This window comes from Enterococcus durans NBRC 100479 = LMG 10746, assembly GCF_001544215.1.
GTDB lineage: Bacteria > Bacillota > Bacilli > Lactobacillales > Enterococcaceae > Enterococcus_B > Enterococcus_B durans.
Window position 1 is genome coordinate 37,031 of sequence record NZ_BCQB01000016.1, and the last position, 20,166, is coordinate 57,196.

Annotated in this window: 22 protein-coding genes; 9 read left to right on the forward strand and 13 right to left on the reverse strand. The window is 37.5% G+C overall.

What is annotated here, in order from left to right; all coding sequences use genetic code 11:
* Positions 1 to 172: 172 nt before the first annotated feature.
* Both ED2_RS06300 and ED2_RS06305 read left to right on the forward strand, forming a co-directional pair.
* The gene (locus ED2_RS06300) at positions 173 to 823 is read left to right on the forward strand and encodes an SDR family oxidoreductase (protein WP_016177042.1); all 651 of its coding nucleotides are present in this window, start codon (positions 173 to 175) and stop codon (positions 821 to 823) included.
* 4 nt (positions 824 to 827) lie between these two features.
* Positions 828 to 1,811 (forward strand): NAD(P)H-quinone oxidoreductase, encoded by a 984-nt coding sequence (locus ED2_RS06305; RefSeq protein ID WP_016177041.1) that lies wholly within the window; start codon positions 828 to 830, stop codon positions 1,809 to 1,811.
* A gap of 70 nt (positions 1,812 to 1,881) precedes the next feature.
* On the opposite strand, the gene ED2_RS06310 is transcribed toward ED2_RS06305, so the two are convergent.
* Positions 1,882 to 3,048 carry an EndoS/ChiA family endoglycosidase gene (locus ED2_RS06310; RefSeq protein WP_016177040.1) on the reverse strand — a complete coding sequence of 389 codons (1,167 nt, stop codon included), beginning with the start codon at positions 3,046 to 3,048 and terminating at the stop codon, positions 1,882 to 1,884.
* A 413-nt stretch (positions 3,049 to 3,461) separates the two neighbouring features.
* On the reverse strand, positions 3,462 to 4,976 hold the full coding sequence (locus tag ED2_RS06315) for a flavocytochrome c (protein WP_060789726.1): 1,515 nt from the start codon (positions 4,974 to 4,976) through the stop codon (positions 3,462 to 3,464).
* Positions 4,977 to 5,249: 273 nt separating this feature from the next.
* Here ED2_RS06315 and ED2_RS06320 point away from each other — a divergent pair, with 273 nt between their 5' ends.
* Positions 5,250 to 6,053 carry a DUF2238 domain-containing protein gene (locus tag ED2_RS06320; protein ID WP_005878052.1) on the forward strand — a complete coding sequence of 268 codons (804 nt, stop codon included), beginning with the start codon at positions 5,250 to 5,252 and terminating at the stop codon, positions 6,051 to 6,053.
* Positions 6,054 to 6,319: 266 nt separating this feature from the next.
* Here ED2_RS06320 and ED2_RS06325 read toward each other — a convergent pair whose 3' ends face one another.
* The 3 genes from ED2_RS06325 to ED2_RS06335 form a co-directional block, all read right to left on the reverse strand.
* Positions 6,320 to 6,889, reverse strand: coding sequence for a GNAT family N-acetyltransferase (locus ED2_RS06325; RefSeq protein WP_016177038.1), 570 nt, complete (start codon positions 6,887 to 6,889; stop codon positions 6,320 to 6,322).
* An 87-nt stretch (positions 6,890 to 6,976) separates the two neighbouring features.
* A complete protein-coding gene (murB, locus tag ED2_RS06330; RefSeq protein WP_016177037.1) occupies positions 6,977 to 7,897 on the reverse strand; it encodes a UDP-N-acetylmuramate dehydrogenase in 921 nt (306 codons plus the stop codon).
* Positions 7,898 to 7,967: 70 nt separating this feature from the next.
* Positions 7,968 to 8,888, reverse strand: a complete 921-nt coding sequence (locus tag ED2_RS06335; protein ID WP_016177036.1) for a Gfo/Idh/MocA family protein — start codon at positions 8,886 to 8,888, stop codon at positions 7,968 to 7,970.
* A gap of 104 nt (positions 8,889 to 8,992) precedes the next feature.
* Between ED2_RS06335 and ED2_RS06340 the strand changes: the two genes are divergently transcribed.
* Positions 8,993 to 9,745 (forward strand): exodeoxyribonuclease III, encoded by a 753-nt coding sequence (locus ED2_RS06340; protein ID WP_016177035.1) that lies wholly within the window; start codon positions 8,993 to 8,995, stop codon positions 9,743 to 9,745.
* A 217-nt stretch (positions 9,746 to 9,962) separates the two neighbouring features.
* Positions 9,963 to 10,496, forward strand: a complete 534-nt coding sequence (locus tag ED2_RS06345) for a 3'-5' exonuclease (RefSeq protein ID WP_016177034.1) — start codon at positions 9,963 to 9,965, stop codon at positions 10,494 to 10,496.
* Between the two features lie 426 nt (positions 10,497 to 10,922).
* On the opposite strand, the gene ED2_RS06350 is transcribed toward ED2_RS06345, so the two are convergent.
* The 4 genes from ED2_RS06350 to ED2_RS06365 all read right to left on the reverse strand — a co-directional run bounded on the left by ED2_RS06350 (position 10,923) and on the right by ED2_RS06365 (position 13,939).
* Positions 10,923 to 11,444 carry a GNAT family N-acetyltransferase gene (locus tag ED2_RS06350; RefSeq protein WP_005878041.1) on the reverse strand — a complete coding sequence of 174 codons (522 nt, stop codon included), beginning with the start codon at positions 11,442 to 11,444 and terminating at the stop codon, positions 10,923 to 10,925.
* On the reverse strand, positions 11,437 to 11,910 hold the full coding sequence (tsaE, locus tag ED2_RS06355) for a tRNA (adenosine(37)-N6)-threonylcarbamoyltransferase complex ATPase subunit type 1 TsaE (RefSeq protein WP_016177033.1): 474 nt from the start codon (positions 11,908 to 11,910) through the stop codon (positions 11,437 to 11,439). The genes ED2_RS06350 and tsaE overlap by 8 nt, the downstream gene beginning before the upstream one ends.
* Before the next feature lie 215 nt (positions 11,911 to 12,125).
* Positions 12,126 to 13,106, reverse strand: coding sequence for a phosphate acetyltransferase (gene pta / locus ED2_RS06360; RefSeq protein WP_005878037.1), 981 nt, complete (start codon positions 13,104 to 13,106; stop codon positions 12,126 to 12,128).
* 152 nt (positions 13,107 to 13,258) lie between these two features.
* Positions 13,259 to 13,939 carry a uracil-DNA glycosylase gene (locus ED2_RS06365; RefSeq protein WP_016177032.1) on the reverse strand — a complete coding sequence of 227 codons (681 nt, stop codon included), beginning with the start codon at positions 13,937 to 13,939 and terminating at the stop codon, positions 13,259 to 13,261.
* Between the two features lie 125 nt (positions 13,940 to 14,064).
* Between ED2_RS06365 and ED2_RS06370 the strand changes: the two genes are divergently transcribed.
* The 3 genes from ED2_RS06370 (at position 14,065) to ED2_RS06380 (ending at position 16,675) form a co-directional block, all read left to right on the forward strand.
* On the forward strand, positions 14,065 to 14,934 hold the full coding sequence (locus ED2_RS06370; protein WP_005878033.1) for a Cof-type HAD-IIB family hydrolase: 870 nt from the start codon (positions 14,065 to 14,067) through the stop codon (positions 14,932 to 14,934).
* A 23-nt stretch (positions 14,935 to 14,957) separates the two neighbouring features.
* Positions 14,958 to 15,470 carry an LURP-one-related/scramblase family protein gene (locus tag ED2_RS06375; RefSeq protein ID WP_016177031.1) on the forward strand — a complete coding sequence of 171 codons (513 nt, stop codon included), beginning with the start codon at positions 14,958 to 14,960 and terminating at the stop codon, positions 15,468 to 15,470.
* Positions 15,471 to 15,661: 191 nt separating this feature from the next.
* On the forward strand, positions 15,662 to 16,675 hold the full coding sequence (locus ED2_RS06380; protein ID WP_005878031.1) for a LacI family DNA-binding transcriptional regulator: 1,014 nt from the start codon (positions 15,662 to 15,664) through the stop codon (positions 16,673 to 16,675).
* A 534-nt stretch (positions 16,676 to 17,209) separates the two neighbouring features.
* Here ED2_RS06380 and ED2_RS06385 read toward each other — a convergent pair.
* The 4 genes from ED2_RS06385 to gloA2 form a co-directional block, all read right to left on the reverse strand.
* Positions 17,210 to 17,776: a GNAT family N-acetyltransferase gene (locus ED2_RS06385; protein ID WP_016177029.1), complete on the reverse strand. Its 567-nt coding sequence runs from the start codon at positions 17,774 to 17,776 to the stop codon at positions 17,210 to 17,212.
* Between the two features lie 54 nt (positions 17,777 to 17,830).
* A complete protein-coding gene (locus tag ED2_RS06390) occupies positions 17,831 to 18,010 on the reverse strand; it encodes a hypothetical protein (RefSeq protein WP_005878029.1) in 180 nt (59 codons plus the stop codon).
* A gap of 80 nt (positions 18,011 to 18,090) precedes the next feature.
* The gene (locus ED2_RS06395) at positions 18,091 to 18,609 is read right to left on the reverse strand and encodes a hypothetical protein (RefSeq protein WP_005878028.1); all 519 of its coding nucleotides are present in this window, start codon (positions 18,607 to 18,609) and stop codon (positions 18,091 to 18,093) included.
* 92 nt (positions 18,610 to 18,701) lie between these two features.
* Complete coding sequence (gene gloA2 / locus ED2_RS06400; protein WP_005878026.1) at positions 18,702 to 19,082, reverse strand: SMU1112c/YaeR family gloxylase I-like metalloprotein; 381 nt, start codon at positions 19,080 to 19,082, stop codon at positions 18,702 to 18,704.
* Positions 19,083 to 19,361: 279 nt separating this feature from the next.
* Between gloA2 and pnuC the strand changes: the two genes are divergently transcribed.
* The gene (pnuC, locus tag ED2_RS06405; RefSeq protein WP_016177028.1) at positions 19,362 to 20,105 is read left to right on the forward strand and encodes a nicotinamide riboside transporter PnuC; all 744 of its coding nucleotides are present in this window, start codon (positions 19,362 to 19,364) and stop codon (positions 20,103 to 20,105) included.
* The last annotated feature ends 61 nt before the right edge of the window (positions 20,106 to 20,166 follow it).

Below are 20,166 nucleotides of genomic sequence, written 5' to 3' on the forward strand. Positions count from 1 at the left end.
TATTTCTTACTTTTGTCCCACGCTCTTTACGGATGAACAAGCTTTTTATTTTATAATTAAAATCAGCTGCCAAATCTACTAAAAAACCACCGATATTTTAAGAGTTCAAATCTAACAAAATTTCAAATTAGTGTTATCATTGTTTTGATTGCTACAAGAAAGGAAGATTAAAATGAAAATTTTTGTCGTAGGTGCCAATGGACAAATTGGCCGCCACTTAATAAAAGAACTTGCAACCTCTGAACATCAAGTCGTTGCTGGTGTCAGAGATGTCGCAACTCAATCTTTTGTAAAGGATTCGAATGTCAGCTATGTTTCTTTCGATTTAACATGGACTCCTGAAGAAATGGCACAGTCATTTAAAGGGAGTGATGTGTTGATTTTCACCGCTGGTTCTCAAGGGAAAAATCTTTTACAAGTTGATCTAGATGGTGCAATCAAAACAATGATCGGAGCAGAAATTGCCAATGTATCCCGCTATTTGATGATCAGTGCTGTCTTTGCAGATGATCGAAGCAAATGGCCAGAATCGATGATCGACTACTACATCACGAAACATTATGCAGACGAATGGCTCAAGAATCGTACTTCTTTAGATTATGTCATTATCCAACCCGTTTCATTGACAAATGACGAGGAAGTGACACCCGTTCAATTAGCCAAACCAACGGAAGAAACTGCCAAAACTATTAGCCGTAAAACTGTCGCAGCCGTTTTGACTGCTTTGGTCGACCAACCAGAAATCAAAAAAACAACGATCGTAGTATCTGAAGGCAAAGATGACCTTTCAAGTACTCTTAAAAACTGGCATCAGGGGGAATAATTTTATGCGGGCAATAACGTTCAAACAACCGGGAGCAGTTGATGTCCTTCAAGAAATCGATGCACCCAAACCACGCCCTGAAAAAGGACAGCTTTTGATCAAAGTCCACACTGCAGCAGTGAATCGGACCGATATCATGCGCCGGGAATCAACGGATCAAGAACCGCCTTATCCCATTTTAGGCGTAGAAGTTGCAGGTGAGGTCATTGAGAACAAGAGTGAAGACAGCAAATTCACTCCTGGAGCAAGGGTTTGCGGCTTAGTTAATTTAGGTGGCTATGCCGAATATGCTGTCATGCCTGCTGATCGAGCAATTTTGCTTCCCGACTCTTTAGATTACGTGGCTGCTGCTGGAATCTCCGAAGTGTTTCTTACTGCTTACCAGACCCTTTATTGGTTAGGAAAACTGCAAGAACATGAAACCGTATTGATCCATGCAGGCGCTAGTGGTGTTGGTACAGCAGCCATTCAATTAGCTAAACGATTGTCGAAGGCAAAAGTGATCGTTACCGCTGGTTCAACCGAAAAGCTTGCTTTTTGTCAAGAACTGGGCGCAGATGAACTGATCAACTATAAAACTCAAGACTTTGAAAAAGAAGTTCAAAAAATAACGAACGGTCGAGGCGTGGATGTCATTTTAGATTTTATTGGTGCTTCTTATTGGCAAAAAAATCTCGCTTCGATCGCAGTTGATGGCCGATGGGTCTTGATTGGCATGCTAGGCGGCACCATCGTTCCAGAAATAGATTTGGGCATATTGATCTCAAAACGGGTGCAGCTGATAGGCACTTTGTTAACTCCCCGTAGCGATTCCTATAAAGCACAATTGACCCAAGAATTCATGGACAATGTAGGCCCTTATCTTGCAGATGGTCAAGTAAAGCCGATCATAGATAGTACTTTTCCTCTTGAACAAGTAAAAGAAGCACATGAATATATGGAAGCCAATAAAAACATTGGAAAAATCATTTTAACGATTCAATCATAAAAAAATACAAAAACCAGCAAGCAGTTACCTATCAGGTCGCTACTTGCTGGTTTTGTTTAGTGCCAATCGATCAATTCATCAATGACCATTCGTAAATTGGATCATACTCAGTACTCACCCCATCCGTTCCAAAGTGTCCACTTGATCCTAGTAATACTTTATTTACTTCATAGATTGATTTTGCTTGGTTGATCTTTTCTTCCACAACTGCTTGATTCAAATCGTTGTTCCCTATACGCTTCCAGTGGTGGTTCGCTATCTTTTTCGCTTGCTCCAAGGTAAAGCCTTTCGCTTCTAGAATTGCTGTCTTCGTCCATAAAAAATTAGAAGGAATGACATGATTCAAGTCATGCTCATTGTACGTACGGCCATCCCGATCCAATGCGTAAAGGAACAGCCCGTAGAGATGATTGTCTGCCGTATACTTCGCTACTTTGTATAAATTACTTTGTTCGTAAGGTTCTCCTGTATCATACCAACGATTATGATCTTGTTCTTCAGGAAAAGACAGTCCAGGCATGAATCGTTCTTTGGGAATCAATTTTTCATAGTCATTGATTGCCTTTGCTGTTCTACCTGCATCAGAGCCATATTGCTGATACCCTAAATAGGTAAAATGTTCGGCGACATTTTGTAATGGACCTGTATTTGAACCATTCGTGTCGTAAACAAAAACGGTATTATTATTCGCTGATGGTCCGATATAGCGTGCTAATGCTCGAATCACTCCATCAGACAAAGCAATATCAGCTTGACTAGGGAATGTCTCCATATCAATATCTAAACCATCTATACCATAGGCACGGACATATTCATCTAATAGTTGATTCGCATATGCGTCAAATTCTTGTTCCGTCGGAAAAGTACCACTATATGGTATTTTCAATAGCACAGAATAATCGATTGCTTTCGTTAATTTCACACCACGGGCATGAAGAGTTGGTACGTAGCTTTCTTTTAATTTTTTGAAAAACGGTGCCGCCGCAACTTCTTGTCCTTCAGGAACGTAACTGAAAATATTCACAATATCAATACCATAAGGAATATCTTCCATCGATAACCAATTTTCATCTGTCAAACTAGTATTAACGCCTTTCATTTCTTTATCTCGCCAAGCACGATAATAGACCATCATCTTGGGAGAACCACTCTGGACTTGCGCTGATACTTTTGTAGAAAAAACCAATGTACCCATTACAGTCAGTAAAAGGAACGTATAAAGCTGCATTTTATTCATTTTTTCCCTCCTATTCTATAAGTCAAACTACCTTGCAAAAAACATCGACAAAAAAGAAAACGCTTTCTTAATTGATTATATAAAATTTTCTAGTAAACCGATAGGAAATTATTAAAAAAACGAAAAACTTTTTTTAGACAAAAGGAACTTTCAACAATAAATTTTAAACTTTCATATTTTTCGAACCGGATGAAGCATAGCGACTTGTTTAGTGCTAGTCTGCTTTCTTCATATCCTGAATTAAGGTATTAAAATAAGCCGTAAATCACAAAAACGGCTAAAACCAGATTCGTGATTTACGGCTTGCTATCTTGCAATAATAAAGAAATCAATTAGCTCGTTCGTTTACAGTTGATTCTTTATATAGGCACTTAAATTTCCTCTTCCTCAACGAGCAAGTTAAAACTTTTATCTCAATTTTCAGCTGCATATTTTGCTGCTTGTATCCCAGCTTGACGACCGAAAATAATGATCTCAGCGACTGAATTACCGCCAATACGGTTATTTCCATGTAGTCCGCCGTTTACTTCACCCGCAGCGTATAACCCTGTGATTGGTTGTTCTTCTTTATTCAATACTTCCGTATTCGTATTGATTTTTATTCCTCCCATCGTGTAATGGATTCCTGGAGCAATTTTGATTGCATAGTAGTTAGGTTGTGACAGATCATGATCCATCGCTGTTGTCCGATCAAATTGTTCATCCTTTTTCGCCGCAACAGCTGTATTCCAAGTTTCTATCGTCTGAGACAAATCCTCTTTTGGAAGATTCATTTTTTCTGCTAATTCTTCGATACTTTCTCCAGAAGTCACATAGCCTTTTTTCTCATAAAAATCAATTGCTTTCGCGCGGTCTCTCACACCTTGATCAAAGATCAGATATGCCGATTTTTCTGGTAACGCTGTGATAGCAGCAGATACTTTATCTCTTGTATCCAACTCATTGACAAACCGTTTTCCTGTTTGATCGACTAAGATTGCCCCTTCGCCACGAACCGCTTCTCCGATCAAGACACCTTCATCTTGTTGAACCGTCGGATGGATCTGAATTTTATCCATATCAACAGTTTGTCCGCCTAATTTTTCGATCATTGTGATTCCGTCACCGGTTGAGCCAGATTGGTTGGTGGTAACGTAGCCCTCTAGATCAGGACGATATTTTTTGATAAATTCTCCATTAGCACCGAATCCGCCTGTGGTTACGATAATGGCTTTACCAGTAATATCTTTAGGTTTTTCCCCTTGGACTTGGACAATCACTTCATTGACTTTTCCATCGTTTTCTTTGATGTCAGTGACATCTGTATTTACAAAAATCGGAATGTTTCTTTCATGGACATTTTTTAGTAATCCTTCAACAAGGTAGCCACCGATTGCTGAGCCATCAGATGGGCGATGCGTTCTTTTTTCACTCATTCCACCTGTGATCGTTAAATTATCTAACTTGATATCATTTTGATCTAACCAGTTGATTGCATCGGCTGAGTGATCAACAAAATAACGAAGAAGTTCTTTGTCATTTGTTCCCCCGCCTCCCTTTAATGTTTCTTCATAAAAAGCATCATTTGAATCATTGATTCCATTTTCTTTTTGGAATTTTGTTTCTGACGCATTCATACCACTTGATGATTTAGATGTATTTCCACCAGCAACTGGCATTTTTTCAAAAATAACAGGATTTAATCCAGCATCTTTCGCTTCGATTGCTGCCGACATCCCCGCACCACCAGCACCAACGATAACGATATCGTACGCTTTTTTCATTTCTGTTGGGTCTGTATAGGATTGTTCCGATGCCCCTGATGTAGCTTCTGTTTTCTCTGTTGCTTTCGTACTTGATGAAGTCGCGGTTTCCTTTTTATCAGGGCTACATGCTCCCATTGCCAACACGGATGTCAAAACCACTAAACTTTTTACTACTTTTTTCATTTTTTCCCTCCTAAAGTAATTCTTCCCCCTTATAATAAGTGAAATTTTTCACAATATCAACTATGTTTTTAATCTTTCTTGATAATCAGGCTAAAAAAACAATTAATGTGAATAAAAAGCTTTCTTATCGACCATTTTGCGTTCGTTTTTCCTTTCGAAAAAATTTGTCACTTGACTCTCTTTCAACTAATTATTTGCTGTATCCAGTTCAAAAAGTTGTGGTTCGTTCTTGATAACTAGTATAATCTCTAATATACGTGAAGGAGTTAAATGATGAATTATATTAAACGATTTTTTATGAATGGTACAAAAACTGCTGGCAGAGTCACTCACGGGATCTATATCCTCTTACGTGCCATCGTCACAATCATGTTAGTCGATCAATTGATCCAACAAAACATGGGCAATACATTTCTGTTATTACTCACTTTAGTTTTATTTGAAATACCTTATCTCTTAGAAAAAATACTTAAGATCCAGATCCCTAATATGTTAGAAATCATTTTAATTTCTTTTATTTTTAGTTCGACAGTCTTAGGCGAATTGAGCGATTTTTATGGGTATTTTTCTATGTGGGACACATTTCTTCATGCATTAAGCGGCTTTTTAGCTGGTGGAGTAGGCTTTTCATTGGTCTATTTACTCAACAAAAATACAAAAACAATGAATTTGACCCCTTTGCTTCTTGCTATTGTTTCTTTTTGTTTTTCAATGACCGTTGGTGTCGCTTGGGAATTTGTTGAATTCTCAGCCGATCATTTATTCCAATTAGATATGCAAAAGGACACACTTGTTCAACAAATAAATAGCGTAGAACTCAGTAAAGATGGAAATACTGTTCACACCATCCCCAATATTGAAAAAACCGAGGTTGAGTATAAGACCGATGATGGAAAATCTGAAACATATACCATTTCTGGTGGCTATTTAGATATCGGTATCATGGATACGATGAAGGATCTATTTGTCAATTTTATTGGCGCTTTGACCTTTAGTATCTTCGGCTATCTTTACAGTCGTAATGATTATCGAAAATTCACCTTTATCAGGAACTTTATTCCTAGAAAAGCCAAGTGATACACTCGCAAAGTGCTTTGATACATCAGTGATTACACATATTTTTGAATACTACACAAAGAGGGTAAGATAAAAGTGAAATTGTCTTGCCCTCTTTGTTGAAGTAAATCACAGAAACATTTATAAACTATTCGAAAAAAACAGCCGATATTATGAGAAAAGTGGAAAAATAATTTTCTTGCATCTTTTTCTCATTCCTTGAGATTACATTTTTCTTCCAGCCTTTTTTCTTCCACAAAATAATTTCCGTTCATTATAATTCCTTTTTACTTTTCTAGACGTCTCAAAACTTCCATTGCTAATGGATAATCTGGATTCTCACTACCATCAAAATTTTCAGAAAGAAGTGAAAATCCTAATTTTTGATACAACTTGATTGCTGGATGACTCCAAGTTTGCGTATGTAGGTAAATAGGCCGTTGTAGTTCTGCTTTTTGGAAAAGAGTAAGTATTTCTACTGTCAAAGCTTTTGCCAACCCTTTCCCCTGATGCTCAGGGATAACAGCCAACCAGTGGAAAAGTGGGTAAGTTCCGTCAAAACGCTCTTTGAACCATGCGGTACAAGTCCCAACTTTCTCTCCCAGATCATTCACAACGAACAACATTCGCTTCTTAAGCTCTTCCGGATATGGCGCAAATGAACGTTGAAAATAAATATGACCCTCTTTCTCATTCTCAAACTCTCCGACTGCACATTCGATTCTTACCCAATCGCTTTCATCTCCTGGCTGATAATACTCAAAATGATATCCGTCTGCTAATGGAACAGAAGGTACTTCTGTATCGATAGAACGGACCATCCAAATTTCTGCGTAAGGTACTTGTTTGTCTAACATCCCTTCACTCCCTTTCATTTGTCATTCGTTTCTTCTTTTTTGTAATAAAAAAGAGCAACTTTGATTACTAGCTGCTCTTACTTATAATTACCCGCGTGTTGTTATACTCTTTTTTTCACCAATGATGCGTACTTCTGTTTCCAAAGTCACATCGAATTTTTCCTTGATCACTTCTTGGATATGCGCAATCAACTCAGTATAATCAGTAGCTGTGGCATGATCGATATTGACAATAAACCCTGCATGTTTCTCAGAAATTTGAGCGCCGCCCCATTTTAATCCTTGCAAACCAGCTTGTTGGATCAATTGTCCGGTATAATGCCCTACTGGACGCTTGAACACACTGCCACAAGATGGATATTCTAACGGCTGTTTTGATTGACGCAATTCTGTCAACTCCACCATTCGGCCTTTGATCGTTTCAAAATCACCAGCTGTCAATTGAAATCTTGCTTCTAAGACGATCCCATTCAACTCTTGGATAGCGCTATGACGATAAGAAAAGGCCATCTCTTCACTCGACAATGTTTTCATGGAACCATCAGCCAACAAGACATCTACTTCTGCAAAGACATCTTTGATTTCGCCACCATAAGCACCTGCATTCATGTAAACGGCTCCGCCAATGCTTCCTGGTATCCCACAAGCAAATTCAAACCCTGTTAAAGAAGCATCAAGCGCTGCATATGTCGTATCGATCAATTTGGCCCCTGCTTCTGCAACGACCATTGAACCTTCCACTCGTATTGCCTTCATTTCCGTCAGCATCAAGACTACACCGCGAATTCCACCATCTTGAACGATCAAATTACTGGCATTACCTAGCACCAACCAAGGTAAATCGTGGATTCTGCAATAATCAACAACTTCTTTTACTTCATTTTTTGTTTTCGGAAAAACAAGCACATCCGCTGGTCCACCTGTTTTTGTAAAGGTATAATTCATCAACGGTTCATCAAACAACAGATCAATCTCTGGTAAGTTTTTAACTAAGTCTTCTTTATTCACTGAGGATTTTCCTTTCTTTTCAAACGTCCTCATCATTTTATCACGCTTAAAACAAACTTACCAGTCTACCTCACATCTGGTGTCTGATTTGTTTCCGTAACATTTCTTCACAAAAAGCATGACTTTGGTAGATGTTTTCTTGCCGTAACCCTTCGCTTCTTATTGCACCTGTTTTTATTTGTGCAAAAAATGACTGGACCATGGGCTCAAACCCACGTTTGACCAACGTATTTTCCCAATCACCAAATTTTTCTAGTTCCACGCCATTCGCTGTCTGGATGACCATCTCTGTTAAATCATTGACTTCATACGTACCACTAGGACTAGTCACTTGGTAGCGTTCCGTATTTGCACCACTAACTAGATCCATGACCAAAATAGCTGTTTGGTTTGCTGTTTCTAACTGTAAAATCGCATGATCCAAAAATTCTTGTGTTTCTTTGATCTGGCACTTCATTTGCACGACGGGTTCATCCAACAAATAAACAGCAGTATCAACTAAGTGCAAAAATAAATCATAAATGACATATTCTGTTGTCTCTTGAGCGGCTATGCGATTTTTCTGTAATTGGATGATCCTTTTATCAGGGATTGCTTTCAGTTTTTCTACCATCGGTGCGAAACGGCGGTTGAAGCCCACCATCAAAATCACTTTGTTTTTTTCTGCTAACTTTTGTAATTCCTGCACTTCTTCCAAATTGACACTCAAAGGTTTGTCGATGTAGACATGGATTTTGTTTTCAAGACATTTTTTTGCCAGTTCATAATGGACACTTGTCGCTGCATGGATCATGCAAGCTTCAATATTATGCTCAATCAATTCATCGATCGTGTCATAAAGATGTTCAAATCCATATCGATCATGGATTCTTTTTTTGGTTTCTTTATTTCTAGTAGCAAAATAAAAATCGATTTCACCCTGATTTTTTGCATAAGTTGGTAGATATGCTTTCTCTGCGATATTTCCTACACCGACTACTCCAATATTCATTTTCTTTTCCTCCAGCCAAAATTTAGTTACTCTTATCTTACACTATTTTTAAAGAAAATGAGGTACAATAGAGCCACAAGATAAAAGTAAAGGAGCGTATTGATTTGAAATTTATCTCATGGAATGTTAATGGACTTCGAGCTATCGTCAATAAAAATTTTCTTGAAGTCTTTAATGAATTAGATGCAGATTTTTTCTGCTTGCAAGAAACAAAATTGCAAGCTGGACAAATTGAATTAGATCTACCAGGTTATCATCAATACTGGAACTATGCTGAAAAAAAGGGATACTCTGGTACTGCAATTTTTGCCAAAGAACCTGCTTTGAATGTTTCATATGGTATGGGTATCGATGTTCACGATCAAGAAGGCCGGTTGATCACTTTAGAATATCCTGAATTTTTCTTGGTTACTTGCTACACGCCTAATTCTCAAAGTGAATTGAAACGTTTAGACTATCGTCTAGAATGGGAAAAAGCATTTTATCTTTATTTAGAAGAATTGAAAAAACAAAAACCTGTAATCATCTGCGGGGATCTGAATGTTGCCCATAAGAATATTGATTTGAAAAATTGGAAAACCAATCAAAAAAATGCTGGATTCACGATGGAAGAACGTGAAGCATTCTCTCATCTATTAGCGAATGGATTCGTTGATACCTTCCGACACTTCTATCCTGATCAGGAAGGCGTTTATTCATGGTGGAGTTATCGCTTCAATGCCAGAAAAAATAATGCCGGGTGGCGCATCGATTACTTTTTGACAAGTGATGATCTCACACCACGTTTAGCAGATGCAAAAATCCACACAACGATCATGGGGAGCGACCATTGCCCAGTTGAATTAGATTTAACTTGAGCCCTTGTTAAAATAAGTTCTCTCAAAAAACAGCAAAATGCTAGTCTCTCTAGCGAACTGTTTTCTGGGAGAATTTAGTCTACTGATCTTTCATCTTTGTACTTAGGAAAAGACCGTTTTTTATCTTATTTTCGATCATTCCTACATACTTTCAACTAACCATTTCATTTATTGATTATATATGTTAGTCTTGCTATTTTAAGGAGGTTTTATGAATATGAATTTTGTCGCAATGGACTTTGAAACAGCGAATCATCAAGCTCACAGTGCTTGTTCTTTAGCCTTAGTGATGGTTCAAAACAGTCAGATCGTCGATGAGTATTATACGTTGATCCAACCAGAAACACCATTCTTCTGGCGAAACGTCCAGATCCATGGTATCCACCAGGAAGATGTCAGAAATGCGCCCAAGTTTCCTGATGTCTGGCAAGGAATCCAAAAATATTTCCAACAGAACCGTTTAGTCGTGGCGCATAATGCCGCTTTTGATACAAAAATTTTAGCTGGTTGTTTAGATTACTATGGATTAGCACAACCTAATTATTTATCGTTATGTACAGTAAAAACCAGCCGTCGCTTATTCCCAGAAATGCCCAATCATCGATTGAATACAGTGTGTGAGAATTTAAACATTACTCTAAACAACCACCACGATGCGCTAGAAGACAGCCGTGCCTGTGCAGAAATCTTACTCTACCAAGAAAAACACTTTGGAACAGACCCATTGAAGAAATTGGTTACTTTGAAATAAGGTTGTGAAAGAAGCGTCCAGCTCCGAGCAAATAAGAACTAGATTTCTAAAATAGCTTCTCATATTTTGGAAATCTAGCGCTTATTGCTGAGGAGTTGCTTCTTGAACACCGTGAATAAGGTTGTGAAAAGAGCGCTTTGACCTGAGCAATAAGAAGGAAAATCTCGAAACAGCTTTCCATGTTTTGAGATTTTTTGACTTATTGCCGAAGGTCAGCTCTTTGAACACCGTGAATAAGGTTGTGAAAAGAACGCTTTGACCTGAGCAATAAGGAAGAAAATCTCGAAACAGCTTTCCATGTTTTGAGATTTTTTGACTTATTGCCGAAGGTCAGCTCTTTGAACACTGAGAGTAAGGTTGTGAAAAGGCTGGGCTGCATCAAGCCTAAAATTCGCTTGGCTTTTCAATAGCCCTATCTATCCCAGACTAAATCAGTAAGCTCATTCGATAAACATCGAGAAATTCTCCGTTATCTTTCCTTGCTCCTCTTTTCATTGTAGCTTCGATTTGAAAGCCTAATTTCTTATAAAGATGGACTGCCCGCTCATTTCGTGTCTGGACATCTAATTCTAGTCTGAAAAGGACACCATTTTCTTTCGCCCAAAATAAAACTTCCTCAAGCATCATCGTTCCTAGTCCCATTCCCCAATACTCCTTCAAAATACTTATCCCTATTTCACCGACATGGGAAATCCGATATTGTTCCGCTGCTCTAACAGAAATCGTTCCAACGATTGTTTCATCTAGAATGGCTACAAGCAGTAGATTATTTATACTGTCTCTGAGGTAGTCGATTTCAATAGCTAAGGCTGCTGGTGTTAGACTTGACCCTTTTTCATCCATGACTAGAAAATCTGTTTCTTGCCCCACCTTTTGCATCAATGCCAACACATTTTGCGCATCTTCTGGAACTGCTTCTCGGATGATCAATGCGATTTCTTCAGTCATTCATTTTCCCCCACTGCTCCATGATCCGCTCTTTAAAATCTGATCCCTGCTTACCGTATGCGTGCAATTTCACATAGCGTTTTTCTAAATCTGTATCACTTTTTTCTAAAACCAGTTCCAAGTAATCTTCAGGCAAAGCTTCCTCTAATAGATTGCCCCACTCGACTACGGATAAACCTTCCCCTTCAAAATACTCATCTAAGCCAAGATCAGCACCACTAGCTGCTACACGATAAATATCCATATGGTACAAAGGAAGTCTTCCCTGATTGTATTCACGAATGATCGTATACGTTGGACTTTTGATCATTTGGTCAATTCCTAGACCTTGCGCAATTCCTTTTGTCAAAGTCGTTTTACCTGCGCCTAAATCTCCAGTTAATACTAAATTATCCCCGGCCATCGCAACTTTCCCGATCACTCCAGCAAATTTTTCTGTCTGTTCTAATCCATTCAATTCAATCATTTCCTAAATTACTCCCTTAGTCTGCTTTTTTGTCAGTATATCGTGTACAGCAAAATTTTTAAAGTAAAAAAAGAGGTTGGAACATTCGTCCCAACTCTCTACTATCCAATAACCAATATCTCAACTAACAATAAACCTTTTCTTAACTAGCTATTCATAAATGTTTCACTTATCATTTTACCTATTTTAATAGATGAATAAACGAACTATCACTCTTAGTCAAGCAATGTTTGAGCTGCAGTGATGATTGCTAGTTTGTATACATCTTCTTCATTGGCTCCACGAGACAAATCAGAAACTGGTTTGTTCAGACCTTGTAAAATAGGTCCGATTGCTTCAAAATTACCAAAACGTTGAGCAATTTTGTAGCCAATATTCCCAGATTGCAACTCAGGGAATACAAAGACAGTTGCTTGTCCAGCTACTTCTGAATTAGGCGCTTTCAGTTGAGCTACACCAGGCACATAAGAAGCATCGAATTGAAGCTCACCATCAATCGTATATTGTGGTGCTAATTTTTTCGCAATTTTTGTTGCTTCCACTACTTTATCTACTTCTGGGGCTTTTGCAGAACCCTTCGTTGAAAAACTCATAAGCGCAACTTTTGGATCGATATCGAATAATTCTGCTGTTTTAGCAGATTCTACTGCGATTTCTGCTAATTCTTGCGCATTCGGGTTTACATTGATTGCACAATCAGAGAAAACATATTTCTCTTGGTCGCGCCCACGTACCATGATCATTGCGCCACTTGTACGGCTTACTCCAGGTTTTGTCTTGATGATCTGTAAAGCTGGGCGAACTGTATCACCTGTTGAATGGATCGCACCGGATACCATGCCATCAGCAACGCCCATATAAGTCAGCATCGTTCCAAAGTAGTTGACATCTTTCAAGATGCTCTCTGCTTGTTCTTTGGATGCCTTTCCATTTCTACGTTCAACAAAAGCTGCAACCATTTCATCCCACTTTTCGTAATTATTCGGATCAATGATCGTAAAACTAGATGTCTTGATACCACGTGCATGGGCTGCATCTTTAATTTCTTCTTCACTACCAATCAAAATAGGTTCAACCAATTCTTCTGCTTTCAGACGAGCAGCTGCTCCTAAAATTCTTGCATCTGTTGCTTCAGGGAAAACGATTTTAATACTCCGACGTACGATTTTGAATCTCAAACTATCAAACAATTCCACAAGATGACCTCCAGATATTTTTTATGTATTCATCATACACTATTCAGAAAAAAAAGAACAGTTTATTTTATCTGTATCAGTCAAAAACACAATAAAAATGAAGAATTTCACATAACATAAAAACTGGGCTATAACAGGAAAGCGCTGTTTTATTACACTGTTTCAGGTAGTTGCCAATCGATCGGTTGTTCCCCAAGTGCCAACAAAGCATCATTTGTTTTTGAGAAAGGTTTTGAACCTAAAAACCCACGATGTGCGGATAAGGGGCTTGGATGGGAAGAAGTAAGAATGATATGTTTACTTTTATCGATCATCTTCATTTTTTCCTGAGCAGGTTTACCCCATAAAATAAATACGACTGGTTGTTCTCGTTCATTTAACTTCTCAATGATCGTATCCGTTAGTCTCTCCCACCCTTGTCCTCTATGAGAATAGGCTCGCCCTTCTCTAACGGTTAAAACTGTATTCAACAATAAGACACCTTGTTTGGCCCATGAAACTAAATTTCCATGATTTACAGGTTTGATACCTAGATCACTCTGTAGCTCTTTATAGATATTATTTAATGATGGTGGGATTTTCACACCTGGCTGTACCGAAAAAGACAAACCATGTGCTTGGTTGGCCCCATGATACGGATCTTGTCCTAAAATAACTACCTTTACCTTTTCATAAGGAGTCAATTCCAGTGCTTCAAAGATATGATACATATCTGGATGGATTTTTTGTGTCCTATATTCCTTTTTTAGAAAGTCTCTTAAAGAGTGATAATACGGCTTTTCAAATTCATCTGCCAGAACATCTTGCCAACTATTATGAATGATTTCTTTCAAAATACTTCACCTCCAACACTCAGGATAACCCACAAATTCTTTCTTAACAAGTGGTAATCTTCGCCCTCAGTTGCCCCCTAATATGGTAAACTAAGTACAAGAAGCAGAAAGGAAAGATTCGACTTATGATCAAATTAATTGCATCAGATATGGATGGTACATTATTAGACGCGCATATGAGTATTTCAGAGGAAAACGCTGAAGCAATCCGCTTTGCAAACGAAGCAGGTATCGAATTTATGGTTGCAACGGGTCGCAACTTCCAAGAAGCTCGTGCTGCCTTAGATGAAGCGGGTATTGATTGTGCCATGATCACACTGAATGGCGCACAAGTATTTGATAAGGACGGACACTCATTGTTTACTGTTCCAATACCAACCCTACAAGCAACTACTGTTTTGGATATTTTAGATGCAAACGGTATCTACTATGAAGTCTCGACCAACCAAGGACTTTATTCGGAAAACCAGGCAAAAAGAATTGAAAGCTTTGCTTCAATGGTGGCGTCTCATCTCCCCCATTTAACGTATAAAATGGCCATTGCGATGGCTTCGGCTAATCTTGAATTATTGCATATCAATTATGTAGACAGTATCCGCGACTTACTTGCAGATGAAAAATTAGAAGTATTGAAAATCATCTGTTTCCATACAGAAGGCCCACAAGTTTTAGGACCTGTTGGTAAAGAAATCAGCCAGCTTGGTGATCTTGCGGTGACCTCCTCTGGTCAAAACAATATTGAAGTCAATCATAAAAATGCCCAAAAAGGGATCGCGGTGGCACATGTCGCACATGAAAGAGGAATACCATTAGAAGACGTGATGACGATCGGCGATAATTTCAACGATGTCAGTATGCTGCAAACTGCTGGTGTTAGTTTTGCAATGGGAAATGCTGAGATCGAAGTGAAAGAATATGCCAAATATATCACAGACACGAACCTTGAAGCAGGAGTCGGCAAAGCGATTTTAAGAGCTATATCAGAAAACCTATAATTTCCGAGAAAAGAGGGATAAGGATGTCAGAATTTTTCATTCAAGAAAAGCAGCTTAGCCGTGCCATGCGTACTGTAGTCAAAAATGAAGCAGGAAAATCGCTTTTTTTGATGGTCGGACGTTGGGGAACCAAAGGTGATGCTTTGTCTCTTTATGCAATGAACGGAAATCTTGTCGCTCATATCAAACAAATCAGTCTTACTTTTGGGAATCGGTTTGAAATCTATAAAGAGTTTGAAAAAGTTGGTACGATGCAAAAAATTTTTAATTGGCCGGGTGATTTTTATTACATTCGCCGCTTGCATTGGACTGTACAAGGAGATATTTACAACCATCAGTATGAAATCCATCATTTTAATCAGCGAATCATGAAAATGGATAAAGCAACACTTTTTACAGGCGATTATTATGTTCTTGATATTCCAATCGAAGAAGATGCACCAATCTGTATCTGTATCGCTGCTGTATTAGATTACTGGCTCTATCGCAAGAATAATGGAAAAGATACGCCTCTTTCTTATCGTTTCGATTTTTGAACGAAATTATGTAAAAATCATTAGACAACGATCAGTTAAAGGTCCTATCTTTTTTCTGATTTCTTCTCTATTTCACAGAAGACAATGGTTAAGAATAGACCTAGTACCGAAATAACCTGCTACCTACCCTTATAGTTACACCAAAATCCTTGTGTTAAACTGTCTATAACTATTTATTTCTGGAGGAACCTATGAAAGCAACGATAAAAGATGTCGCTACTTTGGCTGGAGTATCCAAAAGTACAGTTTCTCAATTTTTAAATGGTCGTTTTTCATATATGAGTGAAACGACTCGTAAAAAAATCGAAGAAGCTATTGCGGAACTCAATTACCGTCCAAATCAAATTGCCAAAAGTTTGAAACAAAAAAATACAAAGATCGTTGCATTGATTTGTGCAACTTTACATTCTCGTTTTTCTCTTAATTTGATTGGATCGATTGAAGAGTTTTTTCAAAAAGAAGGGTATTCTGTCATCATTGCAAGTAGCGAAGATGATTCCCAAAAAGAAAAAAGCCTAGTAGAATCATTCTTAGCTCGGCAAGTAGATGGGATCTTAGTCTTTCCAACATCACAAAATAAAGAGTATTATCAAAAATTAGCTGAACAAAGAATTCCCTTAGTTTTTCTCGATCGGCAATTATCTGGGGTCGATGTCCCCAGTGTTCTATTAGATAATAAACTGGCGGGCGCCATGGCTACTCAGCTGTTGATCGATCAAGGGCATGCCAAAATTGCACTGTTTACTTTTCCTGTGAAAGATCGAATCACTACTCGTATCGAACGGATTGAAGGCTATGAGGAAACTTTGGTCAAAAACAAACTGACTCGACCAGATGAATTTGTGGTTTGTTGCGAGTTAGAGGAATTAGCAGATAGACTCGATCAGCTATTCCAATATACACCCAAGCCTACTGCGTTGATCATGGGTAATGATATGTTACTGGAAGAATCACTATTTTGGAGCAAACGTGAAAAGAAAAAAATTCCAGATGACTTTTCTCTTGTTGGAATCGATGATGTTTCCTTTGCACGTTTATTCGATCCTGAGATCACGACGTTGGCACAACCAATCGAAAAGATCGCATTGAAAGCAGCTTCTTTATTATGGGAGCAGATCCAAGGTATCTCCCAAGAAACAACCTCGGATAGCTATTTATATAAACCCACTTTGATCCAAAGAAGCTCTGTTAAGAAATTGAACTAATAACCGCATGAGGTCAAAACAGAAGTATTTCATCCCGAGGAAAAAAGGATTCACAGAAATTGCTTTTCAAATTTTATGGATTCCAGCCTGTTTTCCACAGGAGTTGATCCTATCGTTTTTTTGTATATTTAAAGCGTGGAAAGTATTTCTTCCACGCTTTTTTTTGCGTATAGTTAAAAGTTAAGTGTTTCTTCTTTTCTTCATGAGCCATAAAAAAACTGCTAATATCTGAATTTTTTTTATTATTTTGCATGTTGATTGCTTCCTACAAGCAAACATTTCCTGTTATCCAAAATTTTTGAAATGAAAAAGAAACAATTTTCATAAATTCTTTAACTATTAAAATATGGTGTCAATGGCTATAAAATAGGGATTTATAATAAATAAAATAAAAAATTCAACAGCTGTTTTCAGTATATTTACATAAAAAAAGAGCGGAAACTGTCTTTTTCCGCTCAAAAACTTATTATATGATAATCGTTCCATTCTCAATTAGATGATTAAAAAATAACTATATAAATATAAAAAAACGCTTTAATCAAGAGTTTTCTGCATGTGATCATATAAATGTCCGCTAATTATTCGTTGACCGACTACTTTAAACCCGTGACGCTCATATAATTTTTTTGCCTTGGGATTTTGTTCATCAACACTCAGACCAATCACTTTTCTTTTTTCTTTTTCTGCTAATTTTGGTAAAGCAGAAAGCAATTTAGAACCAATGCCATGTCCTCTAAACTTCTCAGAAACAGAGATTGAGTCTAAGTACCATTCATTGGGAAATGTTTCTTGATCGATAAAGAGTTGTTCTGTCTCTTCGATCCCATGTTTTTTGAGGATTTTTTCTAGCGGCTTGTCAATAAATGGTTCATCTGCATCTGTATACCCATAAGCAACTCCAGCTACTTTCCCATCTAATTCTTCGACGATCCCTCTTGTATAACTATAACGATAGGTAGGATCAGTGATTGCTTCCTCTAGGATTTCGAGGGTCTTTGTTGTCCCATATTTTTGTAAAAATGGCAGTTCCATATCATTCAAAATAACTAAAATAAGTGGTGCGATTTCGTGCGCATCTTCTTTTTTTGCAAAACGTATCATTTATTTCTCTCCTTTTTTTCATTTTATCATACTGAAAAATAAAGAGCAAAGTCGTTATTTTAAATAATCTTCAATTTTTTGTGTCACAAAATAGCCATGTGTAACGATTCGTGCAGCTTCTGTACGGCAATACGGGCAAACAACAGGCATTTCTTTATCTTGATGTTCGACAACATTATTGACTTCTTCATAGGCAAATTTCTTTCCACAATTTGGGCATTTCATTTTTTCCATAATTGAACGACTTCCTTTCATTCCTTCACATAAATAGCTTACTCTCATATCAAAAAAAAGAGAAGCGATAACACTTCTCTTTACGCTTGAATCAACAACCGTTGTGTCCGTTCATTATCCAACAAATCAACTTCATAATAGAGCTTGCTATTTTTGATCAAAAGCTGCCAGTCTTTTGCCTTCGCTCTTTTTTGCCCACATTGCTTCAATGCTTCTTTCATCGCGGCTTGCGGTGTTTTAACACTAGAAACTGCATCTATATCAAAGGTAACGTAGGAACTTTTTTCGGTTTTTTCTACTGGATTTATCTCTGTTTTACCCGTTGTTGGGTCGATCACTACAACTTGATCCTGATAGATGAATAGATATTCAAAGGTGTTATTTGTTTGATTTTTTACATCTTTTTTGGCAATAAATTGGATAGCATCTACTTTTTCTTGATGCGCTTCCTCCTTAAAAATCGTTGTTGCCTTTTTCAATGAGATACGATAATCCTGTTCACTGATATCATCATAGCTAAATGTCGCATCCAACAATCCTAAAGACGCTGTGATGCCGATAATTACAATAATAGCTAAGCTAAAAATCACTTTTTTCATCACTTATCTCCTGTTTCTTTTTTTTCAGGATAACAGGATTTTTTCGAAAGAAAAATCGAATGAGTTAAAAAAAAAGTGACATTTTTGTTACATCACTCATGTAATTCTAATGGCAAGCCATCTGGATCAAAGAAAAAAGTCATTTTCTTGCCAGTAAACGTATCCTTTCTTATGGGTTCGGTTTCGATCCCTTTTTCATGGAGTTCCTTGATTGTCTGTTCGATATTCTCTACTTTAAAGGCTAAATGCCTCAATCCACATGCTTCTGGATAGTTGGGGCGTTTTGGCGCATCGGCCATTCCAAAAATTTCCAGTTCTGCTTCGCCAAGTTTCAAATCCAATTTATGATCGTTGCGTTCCGGCCGATAATTTTCCCGAATAATAGCAAAACCTAATTTATTAACATAAAAATCACGTGATTTTTGATAATCCGATACAATTATTGCTACATGATGAATAACAGAAAGCTCCATACTACTTCTCCTTTTCACTGGTTATTCTTTCATTTTACTCGTTTTGTTCTCAGAAAACAAAAAAACGGCGGAAGCAGAAGCAACTACTTCTGTCCCGACCTCGTCTTTTCATTCTTTAAATGTAAAGTTCTTGATATTCTCAAGAAAACAAGCAATCGTAATCATAACACAGATTATTTTTAATTGAAAGACTAGATTTTTTTTTAGAAAAGAATACAATAGGTTGTCTTGTAAAAATTAACAAACACTACATTTAGTGTCTAAAGGAGTTTTATATAGATGAAATCATATTTTCGTTTTTTAGCACATCAGTTAAAGGGCTGGCCACAACAAAATTATTATTTATTCTTTTTTAGTCTTGGTTGTCAAACCATGACACTAGTCAACAGACCAATCACTTGGCTATCCATTGTTGCCTTTATTGGAACAAATCTTGGTGTATTGTGTATTTTATCGATCAATGCAGCCAAATCTGTTAATGGTATTTTAGGTATATTATCTGCGATTTGCTTTATTATTGTCGGGTTTTCCGCTAAAAATTACTTAAGCATCGGCGAACAGATAGCCTATATGATTACTTTAGACATCCCAGTATTACTAAGTAAAGAATGGAATCATAACATGGCATCAAAAATCCGGAAATTTACAGGAAAAATTTGGTTCATCGCAATCATCGCTACCATCATCGTTTATTTCGTTTCTGGTTTCTTGATTGGCACATACACAGATGATCCACGCCCTTGGGTGGATGCAATTGCTTTTTCAATCAGTTTATCCGCTGGTGTCATTAGCTTCTTACGTTACAACAATCAATACTATTGGTGGTTGGCTTCTGGATTAGCTCAAATGGTTCTATGGTATATCTCTTTTACCCATGGTTCTGCAAGTCTAGCAATGTTCGTCAATAGTTCTGTATACTTATTGAATGATGTACTTGCTTTCACTGTTTCTCCTTGGTATAACCAAAAAGAACGTGAACGGATGCAAAAAATGGAAGAGGACTATTACTCTCAACACGCTTAATACTTCCTCTTGAGAAAAGATATTCCTAAAAAATGCGGTAAACCATGGCTTAGAAATTTTT

Excerpts from the sequence above, each read along its gene's own strand:
- ED2_RS06305 (WP_016177041.1), top strand. The coding sequence starts at position 828 with ATGCGGGCAATAACGTTCAAACAACCGGGAGCAGTTGATGTCCTTCAA.
- gloA2 (WP_005878026.1), bottom strand. The coding sequence starts at position 19,082 with ATGGAGCTTTCTGTTATTCATCATGTAGCAATAATTGTATCGGATTAT.
- ED2_RS06300 (WP_016177042.1), top strand. The coding sequence starts at position 173 with ATGAAAATTTTTGTCGTAGGTGCCAATGGACAAATTGGCCGCCACTTA.
- ED2_RS06385 (WP_016177029.1), bottom strand. The coding sequence starts at position 17,776 with ATGATACGTTTTGCAAAAAAAGAAGATGCGCACGAAATCGCACCACTT.
- tsaE (WP_016177033.1), bottom strand. The coding sequence starts at position 11,910 with ATGATTGAATTGAATGGATTAGAACAGACAGAAAAATTTGCTGGAGTG.
- ED2_RS06345 (WP_016177034.1), top strand. The coding sequence starts at position 9,963 with ATGAATTTTGTCGCAATGGACTTTGAAACAGCGAATCATCAAGCTCAC.
- ED2_RS06380 (WP_005878031.1), top strand. The coding sequence starts at position 15,662 with ATGAAAGCAACGATAAAAGATGTCGCTACTTTGGCTGGAGTATCCAAA.
- ED2_RS06370 (WP_005878033.1), top strand. The coding sequence starts at position 14,065 with ATGATCAAATTAATTGCATCAGATATGGATGGTACATTATTAGACGCG.
- ED2_RS06375 (WP_016177031.1), top strand. The coding sequence starts at position 14,958 with ATGTCAGAATTTTTCATTCAAGAAAAGCAGCTTAGCCGTGCCATGCGT.
- ED2_RS06325 (WP_016177038.1), bottom strand. The coding sequence starts at position 6,889 with ATGTTAGACAAACAAGTACCTTACGCAGAAATTTGGATGGTCCGTTCT.
- pnuC (WP_016177028.1), top strand. The coding sequence starts at position 19,362 with ATGAAATCATATTTTCGTTTTTTAGCACATCAGTTAAAGGGCTGGCCA.
- ED2_RS06320 (WP_005878052.1), top strand. The coding sequence starts at position 5,250 with ATGAATTATATTAAACGATTTTTTATGAATGGTACAAAAACTGCTGGC.
- ED2_RS06315 (WP_060789726.1), bottom strand. The coding sequence starts at position 4,976 with ATGAAAAAAGTAGTAAAAAGTTTAGTGGTTTTGACATCCGTGTTGGCA.
- ED2_RS06350 (WP_005878041.1), bottom strand. The coding sequence starts at position 11,444 with ATGACTGAAGAAATCGCATTGATCATCCGAGAAGCAGTTCCAGAAGAT.
- ED2_RS06335 (WP_016177036.1), bottom strand. The coding sequence starts at position 8,888 with ATGAATATTGGAGTAGTCGGTGTAGGAAATATCGCAGAGAAAGCATAT.
- ED2_RS06310 (WP_016177040.1), bottom strand. The coding sequence starts at position 3,048 with ATGAATAAAATGCAGCTTTATACGTTCCTTTTACTGACTGTAATGGGT.
- ED2_RS06395 (WP_005878028.1), bottom strand. The coding sequence starts at position 18,609 with ATGAAAAAAGTGATTTTTAGCTTAGCTATTATTGTAATTATCGGCATC.
- ED2_RS06390 (WP_005878029.1), bottom strand. The coding sequence starts at position 18,010 with ATGGAAAAAATGAAATGCCCAAATTGTGGAAAGAAATTTGCCTATGAA.